The sequence below is a fragment of the uncultured Holdemanella sp. genome (assembly GCF_958348295.1).
In the GTDB taxonomy this organism is placed as follows: Bacteria; Bacillota_I; Bacilli_A; order Erysipelotrichales; family Erysipelotrichaceae; genus Holdemanella.
Genome location: NZ_CATVYQ010000031.1, coordinates 1 through 24,862, shown reverse-complemented (window position 1 = coordinate 24,862; position 24,862 = coordinate 1). Strand labels below are relative to the sequence as shown.

Genomic DNA, 24,862 nt, shown 5'->3' with positions numbered 1-24,862 from the left:
TTTTTTTAATGCTTCTTTTCCTTATGTGTATTAATAAATAAAAGGAGTGGATGAATTGTGATTAAAACACAGAATCTAAAGAAAGTGTATAAAGATTGTGTGGCACTTGATGCAGTTTCTATGCACATAAGAAAAGGGGAATTTGTTGCGATTATTGGAGCAAGCGGAAGTGGAAAAACTACCATGCTCAATATTATTGGTGGTTTAGATACGGATTATATGGGAAGTTGTGTAGTTCGAAATAAAGAGATGTCTTCTTTATCGGATGTAGAGTGTTGTACATTAAGAGGTCGATACATTAGTTATGTATATCAATTTTTTAATCTGATTTCTTTTTTGACAGTGAAAGAAAATGTGTGTTTGGCAAGTCAAATTAAAGGGAAAAAAGTGGATGAAAAAGAATTGAATCAAGTATTGAAATTGCTAGGATTAGAGCATAAAAAAGATCGTTTTGCGAATGAATTGTCTGGAGGTCAACAACAGCGCGTTGCGATTGCTAGAGCAATTCTTGCACATACAGATATTATACTGGCCGATGAGCCAACGGGAAATTTGGATGGTGAGAATGCAAAAAATGTGATGGACATTTTAAAAGCGTTGAATAAAGAGGGGAAAACAATTGTATTGGTTACGCACGATTTAAAAATCGCCAATTATGCAGATCGAATCATTCGTTTAGAACAGGGAAAGATTGTATGAATATAGTCAAAAAATATAGAAGTCGTAATAAGAAAAGCTATGTATTGTTAGTGAGCATTCTGTTTTTATGTACATTTCTTTTAACTTCTCTCTTTGTAGTAAAAGACTCTTATGATTTATATCGAATCAATGCAGCTAAAAGCTTTTATGGGGATTATGACGTTAAATATACGGCGTATGCGTATACACAAAATAAAGAATATACAGATACATACCTAGATAGTTTAAGTTATGAAACACCAATGCCCTATGCGTATAAAGGTACTTTTGATTCTTTGGTTTCAACCACAAATTTTAGTGTCTATCCAATACGTTTGATAGAAGGAAAGTATCCTAAATCCAATGAGGTGTTGATTCATAAAAAGTATCAGAATAAATATAAGGTAGGGGGCACAATAAAGCTATATGCTAATCAAGATTCTAAAGAATATACGATTAGTGGTGTATATGAAAATCTAAATAATCAGCTCGTCAATTATAGTTTTTATACAGCCACAAATTCAAAAAAGCATGCGATGTATGTCTATGCGAATTTAAAAGATAAATCGGCAATTGCAACACTACCCGTACAGGATTATGAATTGAATTCGGATATGGTGGTTGCCAAATATCATTTGAATGTTGAATATGAAAATATTTTTAAATTTATGATCCTGTTTATGAGTGTATGTTGTTTCTTGTTTGTATATAGCGTTTTATCTGTACACTTAAAGAAAAAGAAGGCTTTTTATGATCAACTCTATATATTGGGAATGAATAAAAAGAAAATTCGTTTGTATATGATTAAGGAATATACCTTGCTTTTTGCACTGATTGAGTGTATGGGAATCGGATTTACATTATTATTGTGGGGTTTGTTTTTAAAATGGATTCAAATGAATCTTCCATTTAGCTTAAATCTATCAAGATACCATCTATGTATTTTATTATTGATTTTATTTGTACAATATATATTTGCATTTGGATTGAGTTTAGTACGATCTAAACATTATTTCTTTAGAAAATTAAATATTTCTAATCTATCTATTGTTGAAACAATGAGAAATGGAAATGGTCTGTTTATTGCACTGATTGTTGCGATGAGTTCGATGTTTATATGTGTATCCATGCAGTCATTAACATCTTGGATTCAAACAAATCAACAAGAAGTACAGTATGAACATGATGTGAGTGCCACATTTAATATATTTGATCATACATTGATTCCTGAATTTATTGAGGAATCAAAAGAAATTCTTAAGGCATATGATCATGGATTTAACTATACTATTCAATGCGATGCGAATATAAATAATGAACAAATAGAAACCAAAGTTACAGATGAATATAATGATTTTGTCTTAAGTAATTCATATGAAGGCAATATAAGATTGCATCTGTATAAACAAGGCGGAGAATTAATTGATGTACTCGATCTATCTGTAGAAGAACATATAAATAGTGGGGATAATAAAGTTTTGTATATTCCTGAATCAAAAGTAATGGAATGGCTAAATACATATCCAGATACATTTATTACGGGTCATTTGTGGGTAAATACTAAACAATCGGCATTACTAAAAAAGAAGCTAGACCATATTCAATTGTCTAGAAGAGATGATTTCTATGTAGTCGATAATAAAACGGACGCAAAGAATCTTGCCGAAATCATGAACATGTGTCAAAAAATAGTTCAGTTCTATCAATTTATATTGATGATTACTTCGATCGTGATCGTATATATGCAGTTGTATCAACATTTCTACTCACATAAGAATGAGTATGATCTGTTGCATACCATTGGCATGTCTTATAAAAAAATTCGTAGGATGTATATTGTGAAATTGTTGAGCTTCATAACAATATTGGATGTGATTGTATTGTTGATTCTTCGAACAATTCAAATGGAAGTATTAGTTTTATATTTAATTGGAAGTCTAATACTCTGTACTTTATTTACCAAATTGATTTTCTATCGTATATACAAGTAATGGATTCAAAATGAATACAGAATATACATAAAATCGAGTTCAAATAATTTAGTTAATATCAAATAAGATAGAGAGGTTTACATTAAAAGGTTTAAAGGTTGATTTATATATTTTGATTCATGTTTTTTACTCCCAACTTATTCTTTTTCTCCCAAAATAAGTGTATAATCGGGAGAAAGAGTATTCTCTTTGGGAGGAGAAGGAAATGCGGAATTTTGATTATAGTCATCTTAAAGATCGTACATGGGATAATGAAATATTGTCTTATGTTGCTAAAATTCATGAATTCAAGGGAAAACAAGAACTTTATTTGCGACAAAAACCTGTAGAATTAGAGCGCTTGGTTGAAATAGCTAAAGTACAAAGTACTGAAAGTTCCAATCGTATTGAAGGTATTGTAACCACTAGATCCCGTCTTCAACAATTGGTTGAGGATAAGACAACGCCTAGAAATCGCGACGAAAAAGACATCTTAGGATATCGGAATGTCTTAAATTTAATTCATGAAAATTATCAATATATTCCGTTAAAATCAAATTATATTTTGCAGCTACATCGAGATTTGCTTCAATACACAGATTTATCCTATGGTGGAAAATACAAGGCTTCGCCAAACGAAATAGATGCGGTTTTGCCAAATGGTGAAAAAAGAATAATGTTCAAACCATTAGAGTCTTATGAAACACCAGATGCCATTAAACAAATTTGTAGTAGCTATCAACAAGCTTTAGATCATGAAATTGTAGACTCACTCATATTAATTCCATGTGTAATATTGGATTTTCTTTGTGTTCATCCTTTCAATGATGGAAATGGCAGAATGAGCCGATTACTAACATTGCTTCTTTTGTACCGTAACGACTATGTGGTTGGTAAATATATTAGTATTGAAAAAGAAATAGCGAATACGAAAGAAGCGTATTATCAGGCTTTAGCACAAGCAGATTTAGGTTGGTATGAAGGAACAAATGATCCCGAGCCATTTATTAAATATATGCTTGGCATTATTTTAAAATGTTATCGTGAATTCGAAGAGAGATTAACAATTAGTGAGAAAAGCGGAAAAAGAAGTAGCTCATATGATATTGTTAAGACATATGTAAATAGTACAATAGGTACCTTTACGAAAAGAGATGCTATGGAAAATTGCCCGAGTTTAGGCAGTTCTTCTGTGGAATTGGCACTAAAAAAATTAGTTGAAGATGGTACTATTATTCGTAAAGGTCTAGGCCGCGCATCGCATTATATTAGAAGAGATGTGATTGAATAATTATTACATACTAAAAATATATGACGAATCTTTTCTTATATTAAGTGTGCATGAACAGACAATAATGGGATTAACTGAATTTGAAATATAGTATGTAGTGTTATTGAAATTTAAAATCATAATAAAATAGCTAGAAGTTTGTGCTTCTAGCTATTTTCATCGTCCTTTACATACTCCAATATATCACCAGGTTGACAATTTAATACTTCACAAATGGCTTCTAAAGTGGAAAAGCGAATTGCGGAAATCTTACCTGTTTTCATCTTTGATAAGTTAACGTTACTTACTCCAACTTTCTCAGACAACTCTTTCAAACTCATTTTTCGATCGGCCATGACACGATCTAATCGCAATATAATCTTACCCATAATTATAACGTCTCATCACTCAATTGTTGTAGTTCTTGTCCATATCTAAATATATAAGATAACAAATAGATTAGAGCTGCAAAAACGAGGAAGCTTAAGTGAAGACGAATATCAAAATTGATTTGTGTAACATATTTAGTGTTGAAAAGTAGATCGAAATTGAGTATCTGTTTAAAATATAGAACACGACATACTTCAAGAATATTAAAGACAATACCCCCTGCAAGAATATACTTGGCAAGTTTTTTGATGTGATTGGCAACACGAACATCAAATGGAGTATGATCTATCGTAATTGTACAAATGGATTCAATTGTTTGTACAGCTTTATATATAATAAATACAAATATAGCGATGATTAAGAAAATCAATGGTAACCACATAGACATTTTATCTTTATTTAATGCCAAATCATCATTAAAAATCAATTGAAGATAGTCAATTCTTATACTTCCAAATAGCGTATTATATACATCTTTGTTGAAGGCATAAAATAAGCTAAGTCCAATCGACAACGCAACAGAAATTAAACAAGTCCCTCGAACAATTTCTAAAACGAAACACATTTTCTTCAATAAATCTTTAGACTTATCATTCATGATATTACCTCCTAACATTAAAAAATTAATGTTTATCATTAATTTAATTATATATTACATAAATAATAAGTCAATATATGTTTCACATTTATTAGAAACTTTAGCTCAAAGTGCGGGAGCTGAGGTTGTAAAAAAAGCAGCACTACTAGCTGAGGGTAATGAGTGGATTGATTCTTCCAGATGTTCCTTATGAGGAAAAAGAAGAGTTTGATGTGGTATTAAAGAAGTATGGTTTGGATTTAATCAGTATGATTGCACCAACCAGTCAACAACGTATTCAAACGATTGCCAAAGATGCAAATGGCTTTATTTATTACGTATCTTCATTAGGAGTGACGGGTGTGCGCTCTACGATTACGACAGATATTTCAGTTATGGTAAATCTTGTAAGGGAAGTCACAGATGTTCCTGTTGCGGTAGGTTTTGGAATCTCAACACCAGAACAAGCTAAAAAAATGACGGGTCAATCTGATGGAGCTATCGTTGGTAGTGCCATTGTGAAGATTGTTTAGAAGTATGGAAAAGATGCACCTAAATATGTTGAGGAATATGTCAAAGAAATGGTGCAAGCAATAAAAGAATAAAAAAGTTCTCAGTCCAAATCTGGCGAGACTTTTTAGTTCCATTCCTTGGCTAGAAGAAAATCACGGACGTTACGATGCTTGATTATAAATATTAGCCTCCTTTTGTAGTAAATAACACATTTATAACTGATAATTAGTGCTCAAAATACGATTTTATCAGTTATAACTGATGAAATCTGAGAACAATAAAATAAATACCCATAAGAAATACGGGTACCAATTTAGATTTTTAATTGTGTTGTTTGGTTGATTCATTCCAGTTCACAGAACACTTTAAGATTTGATTTGGAATCTGTTCATTGGTTCCTTTTAATGAATCAATTAAGATTGATGCAGCTTGATAGCCTTCATCATAGGCAGGCTGTACGATCGTTGTGACAGTTGGGCTAGAGAAGTTAGTCCATTCTGTATTGTCAAAGCCAATTAATCCAATTGTATCTGGCATTAGGTTTCGATAATCTTTTAATGCCAAATAGACACGTGGTAATAAGAAGCAGTTGGCTACAAAGATGAGGGCGCGAACACCAAAACGTAATTCATTAAAGAGTAGATCACGTAATGCATCACTTGTTACATCATCTGCTACAACGTGGGTTTTGCATGTTTTTCCTTTTGTTTCTAAAGTGTGTAAAAAATCAGTTGTACGCTTTCAACGTGTAGTGGATCTGCCGTAATCATAATGAATTCATCATAGCCATCATCAATGAGGTGAGTTCCTACATTTAATATAGATTCAGTCATTGATTCATAATATAGGCCTCCTAAATAAAATGGAGGTCTTTTTTGTATAAGAAAAGCTGTGGATTAAGCGATGTTAAAATCACTTTCTGTCTCACAGCTTTTTCTTTCTTTTACTATGAATGGTAAATGAAATAGGCTAAGTCCAATCACTCCAAGCATGATGACTCTAAATAAATAGATATAGTATCCATGATTTAGGTTAAGGAATGGTAGTCCTTCTAATGGTGGTCTTACAATAAACATAAAGTTTGTATCATAAACTGCCAAAATAGAATTCATATATAAATTAAAAACTAATAACGCAAATAATACGACTAAATTGTTTTTAAATGCCTGCATACCTAAGTTTGCATGTTTGAAACGAATCAAATATAGAGAAAACCATGTTAATGTTGCATGATACATGAAACATTGATATACATTGGCTACATTAAATTCAACGCCATACGTTGGAATCAAGATAGCGGCGATTCCTCCACAAGTACCGACAACCGCAAAGAAGTTGATCATTTTTTGTTTTAGTGGACCATCCTTTCCAAAAGTGATGTAGGCCGCAATAAACAATAAGATACTGCAGATATGGAATGGAAGGGATTGCGGATTTAAGTGCATTCCTCCATGTGTACTTGGAATCATATCTGACATCATTTTTGTGGTTTCGCTCAATAAACATATAAACATAAAGAAGTAACAAGCGTTTTGTAGCGTGAAATCTTCTTTTTTCGCATAGTGATTCATAATTAGGATAAATAGAATACAAATTCCTATCCATATAAAGTGTTTTGTAGTAAACATATGCCCTCTCCCTGTAGTCAACAGACTATACCATTCAAAACATAAGTAAACAATGATAAAATTCTTAAACTTATCTTAAATTAAGTGATATACTATGTCATTAGTGAGGTTTTTATGAAGAGAATTGATTTTGAGAATGATACAGTGACAAAAAATATTATAAATGCTGCTTTTCCATTGTTAGTAGCTCAAATAATGAGTCTTCTTTACAATGTTGTGGACCGTATCTATATTGCTCGAATTCCTAGTATTGGAACATACGCATTGGGTGCAATTGGCTTATGTTTTCCTTTGATTGTGATAATAAATGCATTCGCAAATCTATTTGGCAGTGGAGGAGCTCCATTATTCTCCATTAGTCGTGGAGAAAAGAATGGTACAAAGGCAAACTTAGTCATGAATACATCCTTCACGATGTTAGTATTGTGCTCGATTGTTTTAATGATTGTTCTTTATCCTTTGTTGAAGCCAATATTAACCTTATTTGGAACATCTACATCTGCCATGAAATATACCTATCCATATATGATGATTTATCTAATAGGAACACTACCTTCTATGCTTACTTTGGGTATGAATCCATTTATCAATGCACAAGGCTATTCAACGGCAGGTATGTGTTCGGTTTTGATTGGTGCCATTATGAATTTAGTGCTAGACCCAATATTTATTTTCCTGTTTGGACTTGGCATTCAAGGCGCTGCCATCGCAACCCTCATTTCTCAATGTGTTTCAGCTATCTTTGTGTATTGGTTTTTAAAGAATCGTTCGGAATTAAAAGTAAGATTACTTAAAAAAGAGGAGCGGATCGATTGTAAAAGTTGTGCACAAAATATTATTGGTTTGGGAAGCAGTAGTTTTATCATGCAGCTCACAAACAGTTTGGTTTCGATTTGTTGCAACAACGTGCTATCCATAACGGGTGGAGACATATACATTTCAGTTATGACTATCATTTCAAGTGTGAGACAATTAGTTGAAACACCGATTCACGCAATCAATGATGGTTCTAGCCCAGTTTTAAGCTACAACTATGGAGCTAGAAGAGCAGAACGTATTCGAAAGGCCATTAAGGTAATTTCTATACTTGTCTTTGGCTATACAGCCATAGTTTGGAGCACTATTATTTTGATTCCACATATATTGATTCAAGTCTTTAGTTCAGATCCTGTATTAATAAGGAATACCGTACCAGCTTTGAACCAATATTTTGCAGCCTTCATATTCATGGATTTGCAGTATATTGGACAGAATGTATTTAAGTCATTGAATAAGAAGAAACAAGCCATCTTCTTTTCGATATTAAGAAAAGTCATTATTGTCGTTCCTCTTACATATATCATGCCATTATATCTTCATATGGGTACAGATGGTGTTTTCTTGGCAGAACCTGTTTCGAATGTGGTTGGTGGAACTCTTTGTTTCATAACAATGTTAGTAACAATCATGCCAGAATTAAAGAGAATGGAAAATTAAAATGTGATAGAATGATATTCACGAGGTAGAAAAAATGGTACAAGATATTTATCCACATAAATTACACAATGAATTTGATCCCAATGTACAGGCAACACAAAAGGATGTATTGTTGTGTATTGTGAATGGAAAAATTTTAATTCATTTAAATTGTTTTGAGAATAAGGAAGTTGTTTTTCCTAAAGTGAGTGACATACAAGTTGAAAATGTAGAGTATCGTTATTTGTTTTCAATTGATAGTACGAAATATTTCTTATGTGATATGCGATTAGAAGACAATCAAATTCCATCAGGATATGGTTATGTTGAAGAGAGAAGTTTGCGTATTGAAGGGATTGGTCCAAAAGACAATTTGTTTGCGGCCATTACTGGAAAGCATTTGGCAGATTGGTATCGAGATACTAAATTCTGTGGAAGATGCGGACATAAGATGGTGCATTCAACAACAGAAAGAGCGATGGTCTGTCCAGAGTGTCACAATACAGTCTATCCAAGAATTATGCCGGCTGTGATTGTAGGTGTAATCAATGGGGATAAGTTGTTGCTGACAAAATATCGTACAGGATTTAAATATAATGCGTTGATTGCTGGGTTTACTGAAATTGGTGAAACCGTAGAAGAAACGGTAAAACGTGAAGTTATGGAAGAGACAGGAATCAAAGTCAACAATATTCGTTACTATAAATCTCAGCCTTGGGGAAGTGCTAATGATATTTTGTTGGGTTTCTTCTGTAATGTAAAAGGGAATGATGAAATATCTATGGATACTCATGAGTTGAAATATGCAGATTGGGTTCAAAGAGATGAAATCATTCTTCAACCGGGAGAATTTAGTTTAACGAATGAAATGATGAAATTATTTAAGGAAAATAAAGTAGAGTGAAAGTATCACACTCATTCTTCTAAAAATGATGAGGATATGGTACAATAAAGCGTGTAAAAAAATATTTATAGAAAATAGGAGTGAAAAATTATGGCAATTTCTGCAGGTGATTTTAAAACAGGATTAACTTTAATCGTTGATGGTGATCCTTGGGTAGTATTAGATTTCCAACATGTTAAACCTGGTAAAGGTGCAGCTATCTTAAAAACTAAGATGAAAAACTTAAAAACAGGGAATACACAAGAAAGAAACTTCAATGCTTCAACTAAATTTGAACAAGCTAACATTTCTAAAAAAGCAGCTCAATTCTCATATGAAGCAGATTCTACATATTACTTTATGGATTTAGAAACATACGATACTTATGAATTAACAGCTGAACAAGTTGATTTCAACAAATACTTTATTGTTGAAGGTGCTGAAGTATCTTTGATGTTCTTCGAAGGAGAATTATTATCTGTTTCTGTTCCAGAAAAAGTTGAATTAACGGTAGCTGAAACAGATCCAGCCATCAAAGGTGCACCATCTAACCAAACTAAAGATGCAACTACAGATACTGGATTAACATTAAGAGTTCCACAGTTCATCGAACCAGGTGAAAAAATCGTTGTATTCTCAACAGATGGAAAATATGCAGGAAGAGCTTAATCGCTCTTCTTTTTTTAACTATGAATAAAGTTGTATTAATTACAGGTGGTGCTCGTGGTATTGGAAGTGCAATCGCATTGGAACTCGCAAAACATGGTTATGACATTGTCATTAATTATTTAACTTCTAAACAGCCTGCCAAAGAATTAAAAGAAAAAATTGAATCTCAATATCATGTTCGTTGTCTTACAATTTGTGCAGATGTATCCGATGTAGATCAGGTCAATATCATGGTTAGTGAAATTGAAGAGAAGATGGGTGGCGTAGATATACTAATTAATAATGCGGCTGTGGATCTTTCCAATCTATTTCACTTAAAAAATGCCGAAGAATTTAAAAGAACATTCGATGTAAATGTTGTAGGTGCTTTTAATTGTAGTAAAAGAGTCTATAAACATATGTTGGATCAAGAATATGGAAGAATCATCAATATATCAAGTACCAATGGAATTAATACGTATTATCCAATGTGTATCGATTATGATGCTTCAAAAGCAGCCTTGATTTCAATGACACACAATCTTGCGGCTGAATTTGGACCATATATCAATGTGAATTGTGTTGCACCAGGCTTTATTGGAACCGATAATGAACTAGATGGCTATGATGAAGAGTTCTTAAAGGAAGAAACAGAAAAAATTATGGTGAAACGTTATGGAAAACCAGAAGAAGTGGCCTATCTTGTTCGTTTCTTAATTAGTGATGAAGCTAACTTCATCAACAATTCCATTATTCGTATCGATGGTGGACAGATGGGTAGCTGTTAAAAAAGCCTCGAAAGAGGCTTATTTTAGTATATATTTGGTGCTTTGTGCATTTCCTATTTTTTGAACTACATTTTTTTCAATAAGAGAATTTAGAATTCGAATTGTTTTATATTTTGTGAATTGAGTTTCAACTTCTATTTGTGTACGAGATAGTTTTAAATTGTTTTTTAGAATTGAAACAATTGCTTTTTCGTCTTCGCTTAATGAAATCAAATTTGATTCAATAGGCAATATGACAGTGATTGAGTTTTCATAAATTTTAAATTCAGGCTTATTTTGAAAATTATTGTATGAAGCATTTATTCTTTTGATTCCAGAACCAAACATTTCAATATAATTCAGCCTAAAAAAGATGTTCCCGATAATAGGATTTCTTAAAAATGAAATTTGTCCATCTAAATACTCTTTTTCACTTATTTCACGAGGAAGGCCTCCACAAGAAGTGATTTCAATTTTATCTTCGAACATAGAAATGCGTATTCTTGCGTTGATATCCCATAAGCGGTGTACTAGAGAATTAGCTAAAGCTTCTCGAAATGCTTCTTCTGGGATTTTTTCTTTACTGATTCTAAGACTACCTTCAATTTTTTCGTATTGGTAATATTTTTTATACATGTTTAAAATGCGACGATACATTTCTAAAATGGAAATATGATCTAGGATTTCTCGATCCATAATTTCATTTATGTCTTTTCCAAAACGAATGACATCAACACCTTTAAATTGATTTGAATCTGCAATTAATGCAGCCGCATTGTTAAATTTTCCGTTTCTAATAAGTCCTAATGTTCTTAATATATCGGTATTAATATGTTCTACCTCAAGTTTTTTAGAAAGTTCATCTTCTAGTATATGAAAGGTCAAATCTTGTTGAGTAGATTCTTGTTCTTCATAGGATTGATTCAATCCTTCAAGAACGAGTCGATTTAATTCCAATCGATCAACTTCGATAGTGGATGAGTCATTTCTCTTGTATGCTTTTCCTTTATATAAATAAGGCTTAAAAGTTCCTTCAAATACTTTTAGAATGATTGTATTTTCTTTTGTGATATCTAAAGTGTAAGAAGGAATAGGTTTTATTGAATCATTGATTTTGTTTTCTAAATTCAAACAAGCTTCAATTGGATTATCAATACCTTTAATGGTGCCATCATCACAGATGCCAAAGATGATTTCGCCATTTGAATAATTCGCAAAGGCACTTATTGTTTTTAAAAACGAATTGCTGTTCATGTTTTCTTTAAATTCCAAAGTTCTTGTTTCACGCATAGCTATCACATCCTTATACTTATTATAGTATTGTTTGAATCAATATGCAACGATTCAGCTATCGTTGCACAAAATAATGCAATGATTAATTTATCGTTGCATATCGTTTGAAATAAAAAAGATGCACTAGGCATCTTAGTTGTTTTTCATGTTTGTTAGGGCAAGAAGAATAGAAAGTTTTCCATATTCTAATGTTAATCCACCCTGCATATATAAAGTATATGGTTCAACGACTGGAGCATCTGCACTTAGTTCGATTGTACTTCCTTGTGTAAAGCTTCCAGCAGCCATAACTTCATCAAATGGATAGCCAGGCATTGGAGCAGCCATAACACGAACAAATGAATCAATAGGACTTGTGGATTGAATGCCTTGTGTAAAACTAACAAGATTTTCTTTTGATCCAAGTTCTAAAGTTTGAATGATATCCGTTCTTTCATCATTATAAGCAGGTGATACATTCTTGTATCCTAATTTTTCTAGCATATAAGCTGTAAAAACGGCTGTTTTTAAAGCACTCTTAACGGCATTTGGCGCCATGAAGATACCCTTAAAGAAAGAGTTGTTCAAGTTAAAGTTTGCACCCAAATCCTTACCGATTCCAGGAGCTGTTAAGCGTTCAGCGACCATATTGATCAATTCTTTATTACCAGCTACATATCCTCCAGTAGAGGCGATTCCTCCACCTAAGTTTTTCATTAAAGATCCGACCACAACATCGGCACCAATGTGCCCTGGCTCTAATTTTTCAACAAGTTCACCATAACAATTATCCACCATGATAATAACGTCTTTGTTTACTTCACGAATCTTTTTGATGATACGCTCAAGCTTTGAAATGGTTAATGATAAACGGTGAGCATATCCTCTAGATCTTTGGATTTCCACTAATTTCACATTGTTTTCTTTTAAACGAGAAATAATTTTATCATCATCAAAATCATCATTCACTAAATCAATTTGTTCATACTTTACACCATTGGCTTTTAAGGATTGTGTAGAATCCCCACATAAACCAATCATTTCCTGCAAAGAATCATAAGGAGCACCCGAAATGGAAATCATTGTATCTCCATATTTTAATAGGGCAGATAAAGTTAAATATAAAGCATTTGTGCCACTCATGATTTGAGGACGTACCAAAGCATCTTCACATCCGAGTACTGTCGCAAAAATACGTTCAATCTTATCACGACCTTCATCATAGTTACCATATCCGTTGATATCCGCAAAGTCAGAATAAGAAACGTGATTCTCAATAAATGCAGCTAAGATACGATTTGAATTGTATAAACATACGTCATCAATTTTTTTATAAATATCTTTTAAAATGACATCCGATTCTTCTGCCATTTTCAATAAGTCTTTATCAATTTGTTCTAAAATCATAAATAACCTCCAAAAGTCCACTTCTTCTATTATACACGATTTAAATATTTGTGGTATGCTCAAGTCAAGATATGAAGGGAAGTAAAAAATGGAAAAAGTATTATTTTTAGATTCACCCATGAAAGAAAAGCCATATGGTTCAATGCGTATTCAAGAAAAGTTTGGCTTTGGTCCTATGGATAAAAAGATTGGAGAATATTGGGCAATTAGTGCACATGATAATGGATTGAGCAAAATTAAAAATGGAAAATATAAAGGGGAAACATTAAAAGATGTATATTTAAATCACAGAGAATTATTTGCGAATGATCCTCACGATAAGTTTCCTCTATTAGTTAAAATCAATGAAATTCAAGAACCATGCTCCGTACAAGTCCATCCAAATGATGCATATGCTAGAAAACAAGAAAAAGATTATGGTAAGGCTGAATTCTGCCTGTGGCTAGATGTGGAAGAAGGTACAAAAATCATTCGTGGACATAGTGCCAAGACAAAGGAAGAGTTCCGAAAGGCCATAGAAGAAAAAGCTTGGGATACTTTACTTATTCGAAAACCGGTACACGCAAATGAATTTGTTTATACACCTGCAGGAACCATTCATGGTATTGAAGGAATGTTAATGATGGCTGAAGTGCAACAATCCAGTGATGTTACATATCGTATATATGATTATGATCGAAAAGATGCGAATGGGAATATGCGAGAACTACATATTGATCAGGCTATTGAAGTCACAAATATACCGCATATTGAACCAGGTGTGCATCCAACAGTTACGATGTTAGAAGGAAATGAAGTCATTGAATATGTGAATGAAAAATATTTTAGTGTGACTCGATACAAGATTCAAAATGAAATTCAGATCAACAATCCTTCGTATTCCTTATGCTTACCATTAAGTGGAAATGGAATCTTACATATTGATGGAAAAGACTATGATATTCAAGTAGGCATTGGCTTTATCATCACAAGTCATACAAAAAGATACTCTATCCAAGGTAATATCGATTTACTGGTAAGTGTGCCAAAATAATTCTGATTTTATCATTTCTAATCATTTTTTTGTAGAATTCTACATTTTTTCTGACTATAAATTAATGATACACAGATAAAAAGTGGCCTGTATCCTTTACTTTAGGATTTTTGACCACTTTATTTTATCTACAATCATTTTTTTTCTGTAGAATTCTACGCTTTTCAGGATTTATGAAAACTTAGAATGGATTTGAAGAGATCCCCATCTGTTTCAATCATAAATGTACCATTCTGTACTTCGGTAAAACTCTTTACGATGGCTAGTCCTAGACCACTTCCAGATTCATGTCTTGATTTATCTCCACGCACAAAACGTTCGGTGATATCATTGTCAAAATCAAGCGGTGCTTTCGAAGTGTTTTTCATTGTGATCATAACTGAATTACCAATATCTTTTACATCCAAGAATACACGTGTGTTTTCAAGTGCATACTTAGAAATATTCGTAAATAAGTTTTCAAAAATACGATACGTCTTATTTCCATCCAAAGATACATGAATTTCTTTTTCTGGAAGGTTTGTCACAAGCTGAAGATTTTTAGCTTTTAGAAGCTCTTCGTTTTCGGCACATACCTGTTCAATAAATTCAATGATGTTAATATCAGAATATTCTAAATCAATATTACCGCTATTCGCTTTAGATACCTCAAATAAGTCTGTAATTAAAATGCTTAAACGATCTGTATATTGATTCAATCGTTCTAAATAACTCTTTTTATCTTCTTCACTAATACTAGGATCATTTAACAGCTCTACATAATTTTTAATACCTGTTAATGGTGTTTTTAAATCATGTGATACATTTGAAATCAATTCTGTCTTGAGATTCTGTGATTGTACTTGTTCTTTTACAGCTTGTTCAAAACCATCCTTAATTTGATAGATATTATTATTTAAAGATTGGAATAAACCAGAATCTGTAGGCTTGATATTCTCAAAATTACCACTCGATAGATCTTCTGTCATATGTAATATGTCTTGGTATTGACTTTGCACATTTTTGATTTTCTTATAGCCCACAACACTAATGCCAATTAATGCTGTAACGACAACAAAGAAAGAGAAGAATGGAATGTTAAGCAATGATATAAACGCAAGAATCAAAATCAGACATATTGAGAAAATAATATACTTTTTAAGGATTTCATCCGATAAATCGGTTGAAATGATTCGTTCTACTTTATTTGAGAAATAAAGAATAAATTTACCAACCAAAGTTCTATGAAAGAACCAGTCTTTAATCGATGTTGTAAATTGACATTTTAACCAATATACGGATAAACCAATAAAGAATAAGGTGATAGACCATGCAAGAATGTTCACTCCATATACGATAGGCTGACTCAATTCAATATGATAACGATTTAGAATGTGTAAGAATGTACCTTCAATCGAATAGGTAGTTAATATGCATGTACCACTGGCTAGTAGGGCATCAATTGTTAGAAACAAGATGAATGCAGGTTCAAATAACCAGTTATTCACATGTCTAAAGATATAGGCTTCTTTTTCATACGCATATTTATTAAGAAAGACATATAGAGCGATAATGGCACTACAAATCAAGAAGGCTGTCATAAAGAAATAGGCATATTGATCGGCATCTAAATCTAAGAGGTCAATTAGACTTGTATTATCATAATTTAAAACAGCTGGAATATAGAATGTTAATACGACATCACTAGGCATATGAAGTGTATAGCCTGGAAATGGCTTTCCATCACAATAATATGTGCCACCATAGTATTCATAATACTTTTCACTGTTATAGTTAATAAGATTCATAATATTATCCGTTACATTTAAAGTATTCGAATCCAAAGTATCATAATATCTTGTATCTTTTTTCTTTACATTCACATTAAATTGTTTTGAAGTGATTTTATTGTTGACATCACACGTATAAAAGAAGTTTGGATCATTCTCAAAAATATTTTTTGCGCTAGATAAAGATGAGTCTAACCCTTTTTTTATATCTTTTTGAATATCTTCCGGTATATCTTTCTCAAAAGTAATATATTCATACTTTGGATCTTGTTCCAATTTTTTAGCTAGAATAAAAGCTATAAGATTTTGTTCTAAAGTTTCAGGAAGCTTTGTTGGAGTAGCTGTAGAAACATTTGGATAAAAACTTGTCACTATACAAGAACTAATGATGCATAAAGCACATAGTATTGTTAAAAAAATATTTTTCTTTTTCATTGTATATTCTCCATTTTATAGCCCTGTCCCCATACAACCTTAATATAAATAGGCTTTTTAGGATTAGACTCAATCTTTTCACGCAATTTACGAATATGAACCATGATTGTTTCTGTATTGATGGCCTCTTCTTTCCATACTAATTCATAGATTTGTTGGCTAGAAAAGACTTGTCCTGGGTGTGAAATCAATAGTTTTAAAATATCAAACTCTTTTGGCGTTAATTTAATATCCTTTGAATTTAACGTCACTTTTTTTGTCGTATTATTTAACACAAGATCACCAATCATATACTCATCTTCGTTCTTTGTCTCATTCTTTAAATTTAAGATTTGTTCATATCTTCTTAAATGCGAACGTACTCTTGCGACTAGCTCCATACTTTGAAATGGCTTTGTGATATAATCATCGGCACCAATATTTAAACCTGTGATTTTATCGATATCTTCACTTTTTGCACTTAAGAATAGAATCGGAAAGTCATGTTTTTTTCTTGCTTCCATGACCATAGAAATGCCATCCATAACAGGCATCATAATATCTACGATGGCTAAATGAATATCATTTGTTTCAATCTTTTCCAAGCCTTCTTTTCCATTTGTGGCAAGAATCACATTGTATCCTTGATTCTTCATATAAATTCCGATGGCTTCACGAATTCCTTGCTCGTCTTCTACCACTAATATTGTATGTTCCATAAAGTTCTCCTTTTAATAATGTAAATAAAATCCAATGCATGCACATAATATTCCAATGTATAACATAATTATAACCACCTTTCGATAATTTGAAACAATTGCGTAAGACCATAAGAATAGGCAATCAAAGATAATGGCTTTCCTAAAAGTATGATCCAGACAAATTTTTTGAGTGACATATGTGTCAGTCCTGCAAACATGCACAAGAGATCATCGGGTGCACAAGGTAAGAAAATGGCTAACATAAAGAAGGTATCAAATTTATTTTGATCATATGTATACTTCATATATTTGTCGTAATCTTTCTTTTTACATAATTTTAGAATGATTCTTTGACCATATTTACGAACAAGTAAAAAGATACATATGGATCCGATACAAATACCTATATAGTTATATATAAATCCATTTACTGCTCCAAAAGCAGTAATACCCAAGGCACTTGATGCACCACCAGGAATAATAGGAATGATTACTTGAATGATTTGTAGAAAAATAAAAAGTAAGGGTGCCAAAATGCCTGCCTTAGATAGTGCAGATTGTAGAAGCTGTGGATTTGTGAAGTATCCTTGTGAAAAGAAATAAACGCAAATAAGAATCATAAGGATAAATCCAAAGTGTGTTATGTTTTGTATGTTTTTATTTGTCATAAAGTATCACCAGGATTACTATAACGAATAATTATTAAGGTTCTTTAGTGATAAATCTTAAAGTTTTCTAAATAATTGAATCAAAAAGTTGGAAAAGTTGTCAAAAAGACATAAAAAAAGGTTGGAAAAGTGGATAGAATATAAAAAAACAGGTTGGAAAAGATGTTAAAAAGAACTAAAATAAAGTTGGAAGAGTAGGTGATACCATGATTAAACGCTATATACAAAGTAAAATTGAAAGATGGATACAAGATGGAAATAATGCACTGTTAGTTACGGGAGCTAGACAGGTTGGAAAAACATATGTGATTCGAAATTGTTTAAAGAATCAGAATGTAAATTATATGGAATTTAACTTCATTGAACAACCAGAATTGGTTCAGTTGTTTAAAAATAGTACAGATACTAAGGATTTTTTGATGCGTTTATCTCTTGTTGCCAATAAACCATTATCGAAAGGTATGATTATCTTCTTTGATGAGATTCAAGAAGTAAAAGATTTTATTACTAAAATTAAATTTTTGGTGGATGATGGAACATACAAATATGTACTTAGTGGATCTTTATTAGGCGTTGAATTAAATGGGTTGAAGTCAGCGCCTGTAGGCTACATGCAGATACTTGATATGTATCCTTTAGCTTTTTATGAATTTGTTGATGCGCTTGGTATACAGAAAAATATTATTGATATATTAGAAGAATGTTATATTGAGAGAAAAAAAGTAGATGAATTTATTCATAAAAAGATGTTGGATATTTTTAATCTATACTTGATTGTGGGAGGTATGCCACAAGCTGTAAGTACATATTTAGAAACGAACGATTTAAATCGAGTATCACAAGTACAACAAGATATCACACGTTTGTATCGCTTTGATTTTTCGAAGTATGAAGAGAGATATAAGTTAAAGTTAAAAGAGATATACGATGCACTACCTGGACAATTGGATGAAAAGAACAAAAGGTTTCAATTGAATAAAGTGGGTAAAGGAATGTCTTTTAATAAAGTAGAAAATGATTTCTTGTGGCTTAAAGATGCAGGTGTAGTCATACCTGTATATAATGTGTCTGAGCCTAAGCTTCCATTAATGATCAGCGAAAACCGAAATCTGTTTAAGCTATTTATGTCAGATGTTGGATTATTGACGAATATGTATTCAGACTATGTGAAGATGGCTATATTAAATCATGAATCTTCTACTAATAATGGGGCTTTGTTTGAAAATGTGGTGGCACAAGAATTAAATTCTAAAGGATTTAGTTTATATTACTACAATAGTAAAAAAATGGGTGAACTTGATTTTGTGGTTGAACTCGATGGAGAAATCTTGCCATTAGAAATTAAATCAGGAAAAGACTATAAAAGGCATTCAGCATTAAATAATGTGTTGTCTTTAGAAAACTACAATATTAAAAAAGCCTTGGTGTTTTCTCAAGGCAATGTGGAAGTAAAAGATAAAAGAATCTATCTTCCAATATATATGATTATGTTTTTGAAGAATAGGAAATTGAATAATTCTGTATATAAGATTGATCTAAAAGGATTATGCGATTAATACGTCTTATATGTTCGAATAAGTAATGGAAGTTCGGCCACCAACATACCAATCCACCCAGCAAAATATGAGTATGGTAAAGCTTCGATGCCTAGATGTAAGCTAAATACAAGTGGGGCAGCCACAATAACTCGAATAGTCATATTCACTAGACTTGAAATGAGTGTAATTTTTAAATCGCCAATCCCTCTAAAGAAACCTTGGATTCCATTGGTGAAGGCAGGAAGAATATACATGATGGAAATTAAATGTAGATAAGTCACTCCATGCATAATAACTTCTTCATCTTGTACAAATAGACACATTAATGGTTTTGCGAAGACAAAACATACTAGAAAGATAAATATACCATAGATAAATTCTAAGACCATTCCGCAACGAAATCCCTCTTGCATACGATTGTTATTTCCGGCACCCTTATTTTGTGCCATTAAAGCTGTCATAGAGTGGGCAATGTTTTGCTCCGGGGTATACGCAAAATCATCAATTCGATTGACGGCCGTAAAAGCAGCTACAACCGATACACCCATCGTATTGACAATCATTTGAATGCCAAGCTTTCCAAGTTGTACAGTAGCTTGCTGCATTGCGCTGGCCCAGCCATACGCAATGGTGCGTTTTAATAAGGAAATATCAAATACCAGCCACTTTTTACCCAGTTGTAGAAGTGGCACTTTCTTTTGTATATATAGAATACAGAATACGCAACATAAAGCTTCACTAATCACAGTAGAAATGGCACAGCCTTTACTTCCAGCATGTAAAACAACCACAAAGAATAAATCTCCAAAAATATTTAGAATGGAACTGATAATTAAGAAATATAGGGGGGATTTACTGTCGCCTAAAGCACGTAGTGTACTCGCAAAAAAGTTGTATAGAAAGGTAAATACTAAACCGGCAAAGATAATTTGAAGATAGGTAGTAGTCATATTGAAAATAGATGAATCTACCTGCATAAATTTAAGAATTTGTGGTGAAAAGAAGATGCAGGTAAGTGTTAATACAAGTGAAAATACAAGTCCTGCAAGCATAGTTGTGCTCATTTGACGAGATAATGTGTCATTATCTTTAGCCCCATAATACATACCAATCAATATGCTTGCGCCCATACAAAGTCCATTTAGAAATAGGATGAATAATGTTGTGATTGGATTACAAATTCCAACAGCGGCCAAAGCTTCTTTTCCTACAAAGTGGCCTACAATAATACTGTCGACGGCATTGTATGTTAATTGAAATAAGTTTCCTAATACCAAGGGAATGGTAAAGTGAACTAACATAGGCATGATTTTGCCTTGTGTCATATCTTGTGTCATAATCAAACTTCCTTTTTTGTTCATATTTTGCGCTTTTTCATCCAAAAATTCAATATTATGTTAGAATAGTCTCATGAAAATTTCAGTAGAACAATTAAAACAATTAAATAAAGAAGAATATATCTTAATTGATATACGTGATGCCGAAGAGGCATTTAAAAATCCAATCGAAAACAGTATTGTATTAAGTGGAGAAAGTGTTTTATCCAAAGAATTTGATTCAACTAAGAAGATTATTGTCGTTTGTGCTCAAGGATATGTCAGTGATTTTGTCGCGCAAAAACTGCAAGAAAAAGGGTATGCTGCATATAGTGTAGATGGTGGATATGTTTCGATCGTTATGGATAAGATGAACGCAAATATATCGGATGATTTTTGTGCACAAGTCGAAAGAAGTATTATTAAAACGTATCGAAGAAAGATTTGGTCAAAATTTACGAAGGCTATCCGTGATTATGAGCTTGTTAAAGAAGGAGATTGTATTGCGGTATGTATTTCGGGTGGAAAAGATTCGATGTTGATGGCAAAGTGTTTTCAAGAACTGCATAAACATTCACCAGTCCATTTTGATGTGAAATATATTGTGATGGATCCAGGCTATTCAAAAGAGAATCGTGAGGTTATTGAAAGAAACGCCAAAAAGCTAAATATTCCAATTGAAATCTTTGAGAGTGATATTTTTGACAATGTTTTTAATATTGAAAAGAATCCATGTTATATATGTGCAAGAATGCGAAGAGGTCATTTATATAACTATGCCAAGAATTTAGGATGTAATAAAATAGCTTTGGGACACCATTATGATGATGTGATTGAAACCATTTTAATGTCGATGTTATATGGTGGACAAATCCAAACGATGATGCCCAAGCTACATTCCAATAACTTTAAGGGTATGGAAGTTATTCGACCTTTGTATTTAATTCGTGAAGATGACATTAAGGGTTGGGCTAAACATAATGATTTGTATTTTATTCAATGTGCATGCAAATTCACAGAGGCTTGTGCCAATGAAACATGTTTAACACAATCCAAGTCAAAGCGTTTAGAAATGAAAAATTTAATCAAGGAATTAAAGAAAGTCAATCCGTTTGTAGAACAGAATATTTTTAAGAGTGTCGAAAACGTGAGCCTTAAAACCGTGATTGCCTATAAGGATGATAATGCAAGACATCACTTTTTAGATACATATGATGAAGAGGGAAATGAATAGTTTCTCTCTTTTTTTCATTCTGCTTACAAAAATGTAATAATTTTCATTGACTATTTTTCAACACGCTCTATAATGGAATTATTGTGGAGGGTATGTATTATGTATAAAACAGAAAGCTTTAAACCAGATACTTTTAAACCAGCTCGTTTTGAGTCGGATGGAAAAATCACATTGTCAGGAAAAGAAATTCCTTATCATACAATTTGTGAAGACAATGTCATCTATGGACCTGATGGAAATCCAGTCGCATCGATTTTTACTTATGCCTATTTTAGAAGTGATGTAGAAGATACATCGAATCGTCCAGTTGTTTTTGCGTATAATGGAGGTCCTGGATCTAGTTGTATGTATGTGCATGCAGGATTTTTAGGTACACGCCGTATGCAGTATGATGAAGTAGATCGTGAAAGTGCTTTTGGACCTTATAAAGTTATTGATAATCCAGACTGCTTGATTGATGTTGCGGATATCGTATTGATTGATCCTGTTGGAACTGGATATGGTGTATTGATTGATGAAAGTAAAAAGAAAGATTTCTTTGGCATTGAACAAGATGCAGAAGCCTTATTGACAGTGCTTGAAGCTTGGGTTCGTCGCTATAATCGTGGCTTGTCACCAAAATATTTGTGTGGTGAAAGTTATGGATGTACTCGTAGTGCAGTTGCTGCTGGAATTGCAGCAACAATGGGAAGAGAAAGAGGCTATGGTATTGCCTTTGATGGTATTGTATTTATTGGAAATACAGTTACTGTAGGTAAATACTTTGGTGAAGGCTTACCTGTTGAAACAAGTGTATTGGGATTCCCAACATATGCAGGTGTAAACTGGTATCACAATCATCCAACAGATCAAAGTGTGGAAGACTTTGTAAAAGAAGCTAAGGATTTCGCAGATCATGATTATGTGCTTGCACTTTATAAAGGAGAAGCTATTTCAGAAGAAGAAAAAGAACATATCTTGGATAAGGTAAGCTATTATACAGGTGTTTCTAGAGAATATTTGATTCGTCATGGCTTAAAAATTGATGATGATGACTATCGTCAAGAAGTATTAAAAACAAAAGGAAAAGCTGTATCTCGCTATGATGGTCGGGTAACTCGTCCTTTATTAGAGCCAGAACAAGATGAAATCAAAAAGGCATTGTGGGATGATGCGACAGCTGATCGTTATGATACATTCTTCTATGCAGCCTTTACAGGTGATCTACTTCCAAAATTAAATGTAAAATTAGATCGTAACTTTATTCCAGGAACTGATTATTATATGCATTGGGATAAAGAAGAAAAGAAAGGGACAACCGGAGAAGAATTACGTTATGCAATGACTCGTCGACCAGGAATGCGAGCATTCTTTGCGAATGGATGGTTTGATCTATGTACTGAATTTGGATATGCATGGCACACAATGGATCATGCTGGACTACCAAAAGATCGTGTATTCTGGAAAGGATACCAAAGTGGACATATGATTTATCTTGGTGAAGATAATGTTCATGAATTATGTTCAGATATTCGTGATTTTATTCAAGGAAAGAATCCTAAATCTCAATTTTAATAATTGGCTCACTTCGGTGAGTCTTTTTTCTTGCGATAGTAAATAAAGGAAAAAAGAACTTCTAATGAAAAAAATTAGTGAGGTACACAGCTTGATAAAATTGCCTTTTTGAAAGTCACAATGGAATAATCGTAATGTTTAAATGGAACATTTCTCATTTTCGTTAAAATATACAGATAAGCATTTTTAATATTCGTGAAATAATATAATATAACATTTTTAAAATTCGTGAGTAATTGTGATAAAAGATAAAACCGTTGGATTACTACCCAACGGTTTTCTTATAAGGCATTTTTGCACGCATATCTTTTAATCGGTTTAATGCCGCTAGTAAAGTTTCATCTTTTTTCGCAAAGTGGAAACGAATATAGCGATTTTCTTCTTCTTTAAAGAAACTAGATCCTGGAACAGCAGCTACACCCACATTTTTAATGAGATCCACACAGAAATCCAAATCCGAATCATAACCAAACTCACTGATATCGACCATAACATAGTAAGCTCCTTGCGGTTCAGTATGTGGAATATTTAATTCTTTTAAGCCATTGATGAATAAATCTTTCTTGTGTGTATATAGCTTTTGAAGTTCATCATAATAATCATCCTTAAATTCAAGACCGACAACGGCAGCTTCTTGTAGAGGAGCAGCAGCACCAACGGTTAAAAAGTCATGCACTTTCTTGATTTGATTGATGATATGTTCTGGGGCAATACAATACCCTAAACGCCACCCTGTAATGGAATACGTTTTAGATAGGGAACTACAAGAAATGGTTCTTTCAAACATACCCGGTAAAGAGGCAAAATATGTATGTTTGTATGGGGCATATACAATATGTTCATATACTTCATCCGTAATCACATATGTATCATATTTTATGGCAAGACTAGCAATATATTCCAACTCTTCTTTTGAGAAGACTTTTCCGCAAGGATTGCTTGGATTGCATAAAATCAAAGCTTTTGGATTTTGTTTAAACGCATTTTCTAATTCTGCTTTATCAAAGCTGAATACAGGAGGATGTAAAGGAACATAAATTGGATTGGCACCACAAAGGATGGTATCTGCTCCATAGTTTTCTTGAACCTCTCATCACTGAAGTGACGAGATTCTTGGGAACAGGCTTCTATCGAAACCTTTCTTACCAAGCTATCCCCGCAGTTCCTGCGGTTGTTT

22 protein-coding genes and 2 pseudogenes are annotated in these 24,862 nt (G+C 32.6%); 12 read left to right on the top strand and 12 right to left on the bottom strand.

Translation table 11 applies throughout. The annotated features are described in order from the left end of the window. Window positions 1-57: 57 nt before the first annotated feature. The 3 genes from Q3907_RS06935 to Q3907_RS06925 all read left to right on the top strand — a co-directional run bounded on the left by Q3907_RS06935 (window position 58) and on the right by Q3907_RS06925 (window position 3,939). The gene (locus Q3907_RS06935) at window positions 58-699 is read left to right on the top strand and encodes an ABC transporter ATP-binding protein (protein WP_301897775.1); all 642 of its coding nucleotides are present in this window, start codon (window positions 58-60) and stop codon (window positions 697-699) included. Continuing rightward, entirely contained in the window at window positions 696-2,669 is a 1,974-nt protein-coding gene (locus tag Q3907_RS06930) for an ABC transporter permease (protein WP_301897774.1), read from the top strand. The genes Q3907_RS06935 and Q3907_RS06930 overlap by 4 nt, the downstream gene beginning before the upstream one ends. Before the next feature lie 205 nt (window positions 2,670-2,874). Further along, a complete protein-coding gene (locus Q3907_RS06925; RefSeq protein WP_301897773.1) occupies window positions 2,875-3,939 on the top strand; it encodes a Fic family protein in 1,065 nt (354 codons plus the stop codon). Between the two features lie 146 nt (window positions 3,940-4,085). On the opposite strand, the gene Q3907_RS06920 is transcribed toward Q3907_RS06925, so the two are convergent. Continuing rightward, on the bottom strand, window positions 4,086-4,307 hold the full coding sequence (locus tag Q3907_RS06920; protein WP_003865396.1) for a helix-turn-helix transcriptional regulator: 222 nt from the start codon (window positions 4,305-4,307) through the stop codon (window positions 4,086-4,088). A 2-nt stretch (window positions 4,308-4,309) separates the two neighbouring features. Beyond that, window positions 4,310-4,906, bottom strand: coding sequence for a hypothetical protein (locus Q3907_RS06915; protein WP_301897772.1), 597 nt, complete (start codon window positions 4,904-4,906; stop codon window positions 4,310-4,312). Window positions 4,907-5,064: 158 nt separating this feature from the next. Between Q3907_RS06915 and trpA the strand changes: the two genes are divergently transcribed. Further along, window positions 5,065-5,418: a tryptophan synthase subunit alpha gene (gene trpA, locus Q3907_RS06910; protein ID WP_301897771.1), complete on the top strand. Its 354-nt coding sequence runs from the start codon at window positions 5,065-5,067 to the stop codon at window positions 5,416-5,418. Window positions 5,419-5,719: 301 nt separating this feature from the next. Here the strand turns inward: trpA and Q3907_RS06905 are convergent. The 3 genes and pseudogenes from Q3907_RS06905 to Q3907_RS06895 form a co-directional block, all read right to left on the bottom strand. Further along, window positions 5,720-6,076, bottom strand: a pseudogene (locus tag Q3907_RS06905) (substrate-binding domain-containing protein); the annotation flags it as partial. Window positions 6,077-6,108: 32 nt separating this feature from the next. Then, complete coding sequence (locus Q3907_RS06900; protein WP_295642969.1) at window positions 6,109-6,231, bottom strand: hypothetical protein; 123 nt, start codon at window positions 6,229-6,231, stop codon at window positions 6,109-6,111. A gap of 63 nt (window positions 6,232-6,294) precedes the next feature. Then, entirely contained in the window at window positions 6,295-7,026 is a 732-nt protein-coding gene (locus Q3907_RS06895) for a YwaF family protein (RefSeq protein WP_118357032.1), read from the bottom strand. Window positions 7,027-7,110: 84 nt separating this feature from the next. On the opposite strand from Q3907_RS06895, the gene Q3907_RS06890 reads away from it, so the two are divergent. From Q3907_RS06890 to Q3907_RS06875, 4 genes are all read left to right on the top strand, one after another. Next, entirely contained in the window at window positions 7,111-8,502 is a 1,392-nt protein-coding gene (locus Q3907_RS06890; RefSeq protein ID WP_301897770.1) for an MATE family efflux transporter, read from the top strand. 34 nt (window positions 8,503-8,536) lie between these two features. Continuing rightward, window positions 8,537-9,385, top strand: a complete 849-nt coding sequence (gene nudC, locus Q3907_RS06885) for an NAD(+) diphosphatase (RefSeq protein ID WP_301897769.1) — start codon at window positions 8,537-8,539, stop codon at window positions 9,383-9,385. A 90-nt stretch (window positions 9,386-9,475) separates the two neighbouring features. After that, window positions 9,476-10,033, top strand: a complete 558-nt coding sequence (gene efp, locus Q3907_RS06880; RefSeq protein ID WP_117573532.1) for an elongation factor P — start codon at window positions 9,476-9,478, stop codon at window positions 10,031-10,033. A gap of 20 nt (window positions 10,034-10,053) precedes the next feature. Next, the gene (locus Q3907_RS06875) at window positions 10,054-10,800 is read left to right on the top strand and encodes an SDR family NAD(P)-dependent oxidoreductase (RefSeq protein WP_301897768.1); all 747 of its coding nucleotides are present in this window, start codon (window positions 10,054-10,056) and stop codon (window positions 10,798-10,800) included. Between the two features lie 18 nt (window positions 10,801-10,818). On the opposite strand, the gene Q3907_RS06870 is transcribed toward Q3907_RS06875, so the two are convergent. Both Q3907_RS06870 and Q3907_RS06865 read right to left on the bottom strand, forming a co-directional pair. Next, entirely contained in the window at window positions 10,819-12,069 is a 1,251-nt protein-coding gene (locus Q3907_RS06870; RefSeq protein WP_301897767.1) for an RNA-binding domain-containing protein, read from the bottom strand. 135 nt (window positions 12,070-12,204) lie between these two features. After that, a complete protein-coding gene (locus Q3907_RS06865; protein WP_301897766.1) occupies window positions 12,205-13,458 on the bottom strand; it encodes a methionine gamma-lyase family protein in 1,254 nt (417 codons plus the stop codon). Between the two features lie 88 nt (window positions 13,459-13,546). Here Q3907_RS06865 and Q3907_RS06860 point away from each other — a divergent pair, with 88 nt between their 5' ends. Continuing rightward, complete coding sequence (locus Q3907_RS06860; RefSeq protein ID WP_301897765.1) at window positions 13,547-14,491, top strand: type I phosphomannose isomerase catalytic subunit; 945 nt, start codon at window positions 13,547-13,549, stop codon at window positions 14,489-14,491. A 164-nt stretch (window positions 14,492-14,655) separates the two neighbouring features. Here the strand turns inward: Q3907_RS06860 and Q3907_RS06855 are convergent, their stop codons facing one another. The 3 genes from Q3907_RS06855 to Q3907_RS06845 all read right to left on the bottom strand — a co-directional run bounded on the left by Q3907_RS06855 (window position 14,656) and on the right by Q3907_RS06845 (window position 17,995). Beyond that, window positions 14,656-16,695, bottom strand: coding sequence for a sensor histidine kinase KdpD (locus Q3907_RS06855; protein ID WP_301897764.1), 2,040 nt, complete (start codon window positions 16,693-16,695; stop codon window positions 14,656-14,658). After that, a complete protein-coding gene (locus Q3907_RS06850) occupies window positions 16,692-17,393 on the bottom strand; it encodes a response regulator transcription factor (RefSeq protein WP_301897763.1) in 702 nt (233 codons plus the stop codon). Before Q3907_RS06850 ends, Q3907_RS06855 begins: the two co-directional genes overlap by 4 nt. A gap of 68 nt (window positions 17,394-17,461) precedes the next feature. Further along, window positions 17,462-17,995 carry a VTT domain-containing protein gene (locus Q3907_RS06845; protein ID WP_295642997.1) on the bottom strand — a complete coding sequence of 178 codons (534 nt, stop codon included), beginning with the start codon at window positions 17,993-17,995 and terminating at the stop codon, window positions 17,462-17,464. A gap of 254 nt (window positions 17,996-18,249) precedes the next feature. On the opposite strand from Q3907_RS06845, the gene Q3907_RS06840 reads away from it, so the two are divergent. Beyond that, window positions 18,250-19,599 carry an ATP-binding protein gene (locus Q3907_RS06840; RefSeq protein ID WP_301897762.1) on the top strand — a complete coding sequence of 450 codons (1,350 nt, stop codon included), beginning with the start codon at window positions 18,250-18,252 and terminating at the stop codon, window positions 19,597-19,599. Here Q3907_RS06840 and Q3907_RS06835 read toward each other — a convergent pair. After that, on the bottom strand, window positions 19,596-20,918 hold the full coding sequence (locus Q3907_RS06835) for an MATE family efflux transporter (protein ID WP_301897761.1): 1,323 nt from the start codon (window positions 20,916-20,918) through the stop codon (window positions 19,596-19,598). The two genes, Q3907_RS06840 and Q3907_RS06835, sit on opposite strands and share 4 nt — an antisense overlap. A gap of 73 nt (window positions 20,919-20,991) precedes the next feature. Between Q3907_RS06835 and Q3907_RS06830 the strand changes: the two genes are divergently transcribed. Then, complete coding sequence (locus Q3907_RS06830) at window positions 20,992-22,131, top strand: ATP-binding protein (RefSeq protein ID WP_301897760.1); 1,140 nt, start codon at window positions 20,992-20,994, stop codon at window positions 22,129-22,131. A 99-nt stretch (window positions 22,132-22,230) separates the two neighbouring features. Continuing rightward, window positions 22,231-23,685 (top strand): S10 family peptidase, encoded by a 1,455-nt coding sequence (locus Q3907_RS06825; RefSeq protein WP_301897759.1) that lies wholly within the window; start codon window positions 22,231-22,233, stop codon window positions 23,683-23,685. Window positions 23,686-23,950: 265 nt separating this feature from the next. Here the strand turns inward: Q3907_RS06825 and Q3907_RS06820 are convergent. Further along, window positions 23,951-24,751, bottom strand: a pseudogene (locus tag Q3907_RS06820) (pyridoxal phosphate-dependent aminotransferase); the annotation flags it as partial. Window positions 24,752-24,862: the final 111 nt, after the last annotated feature.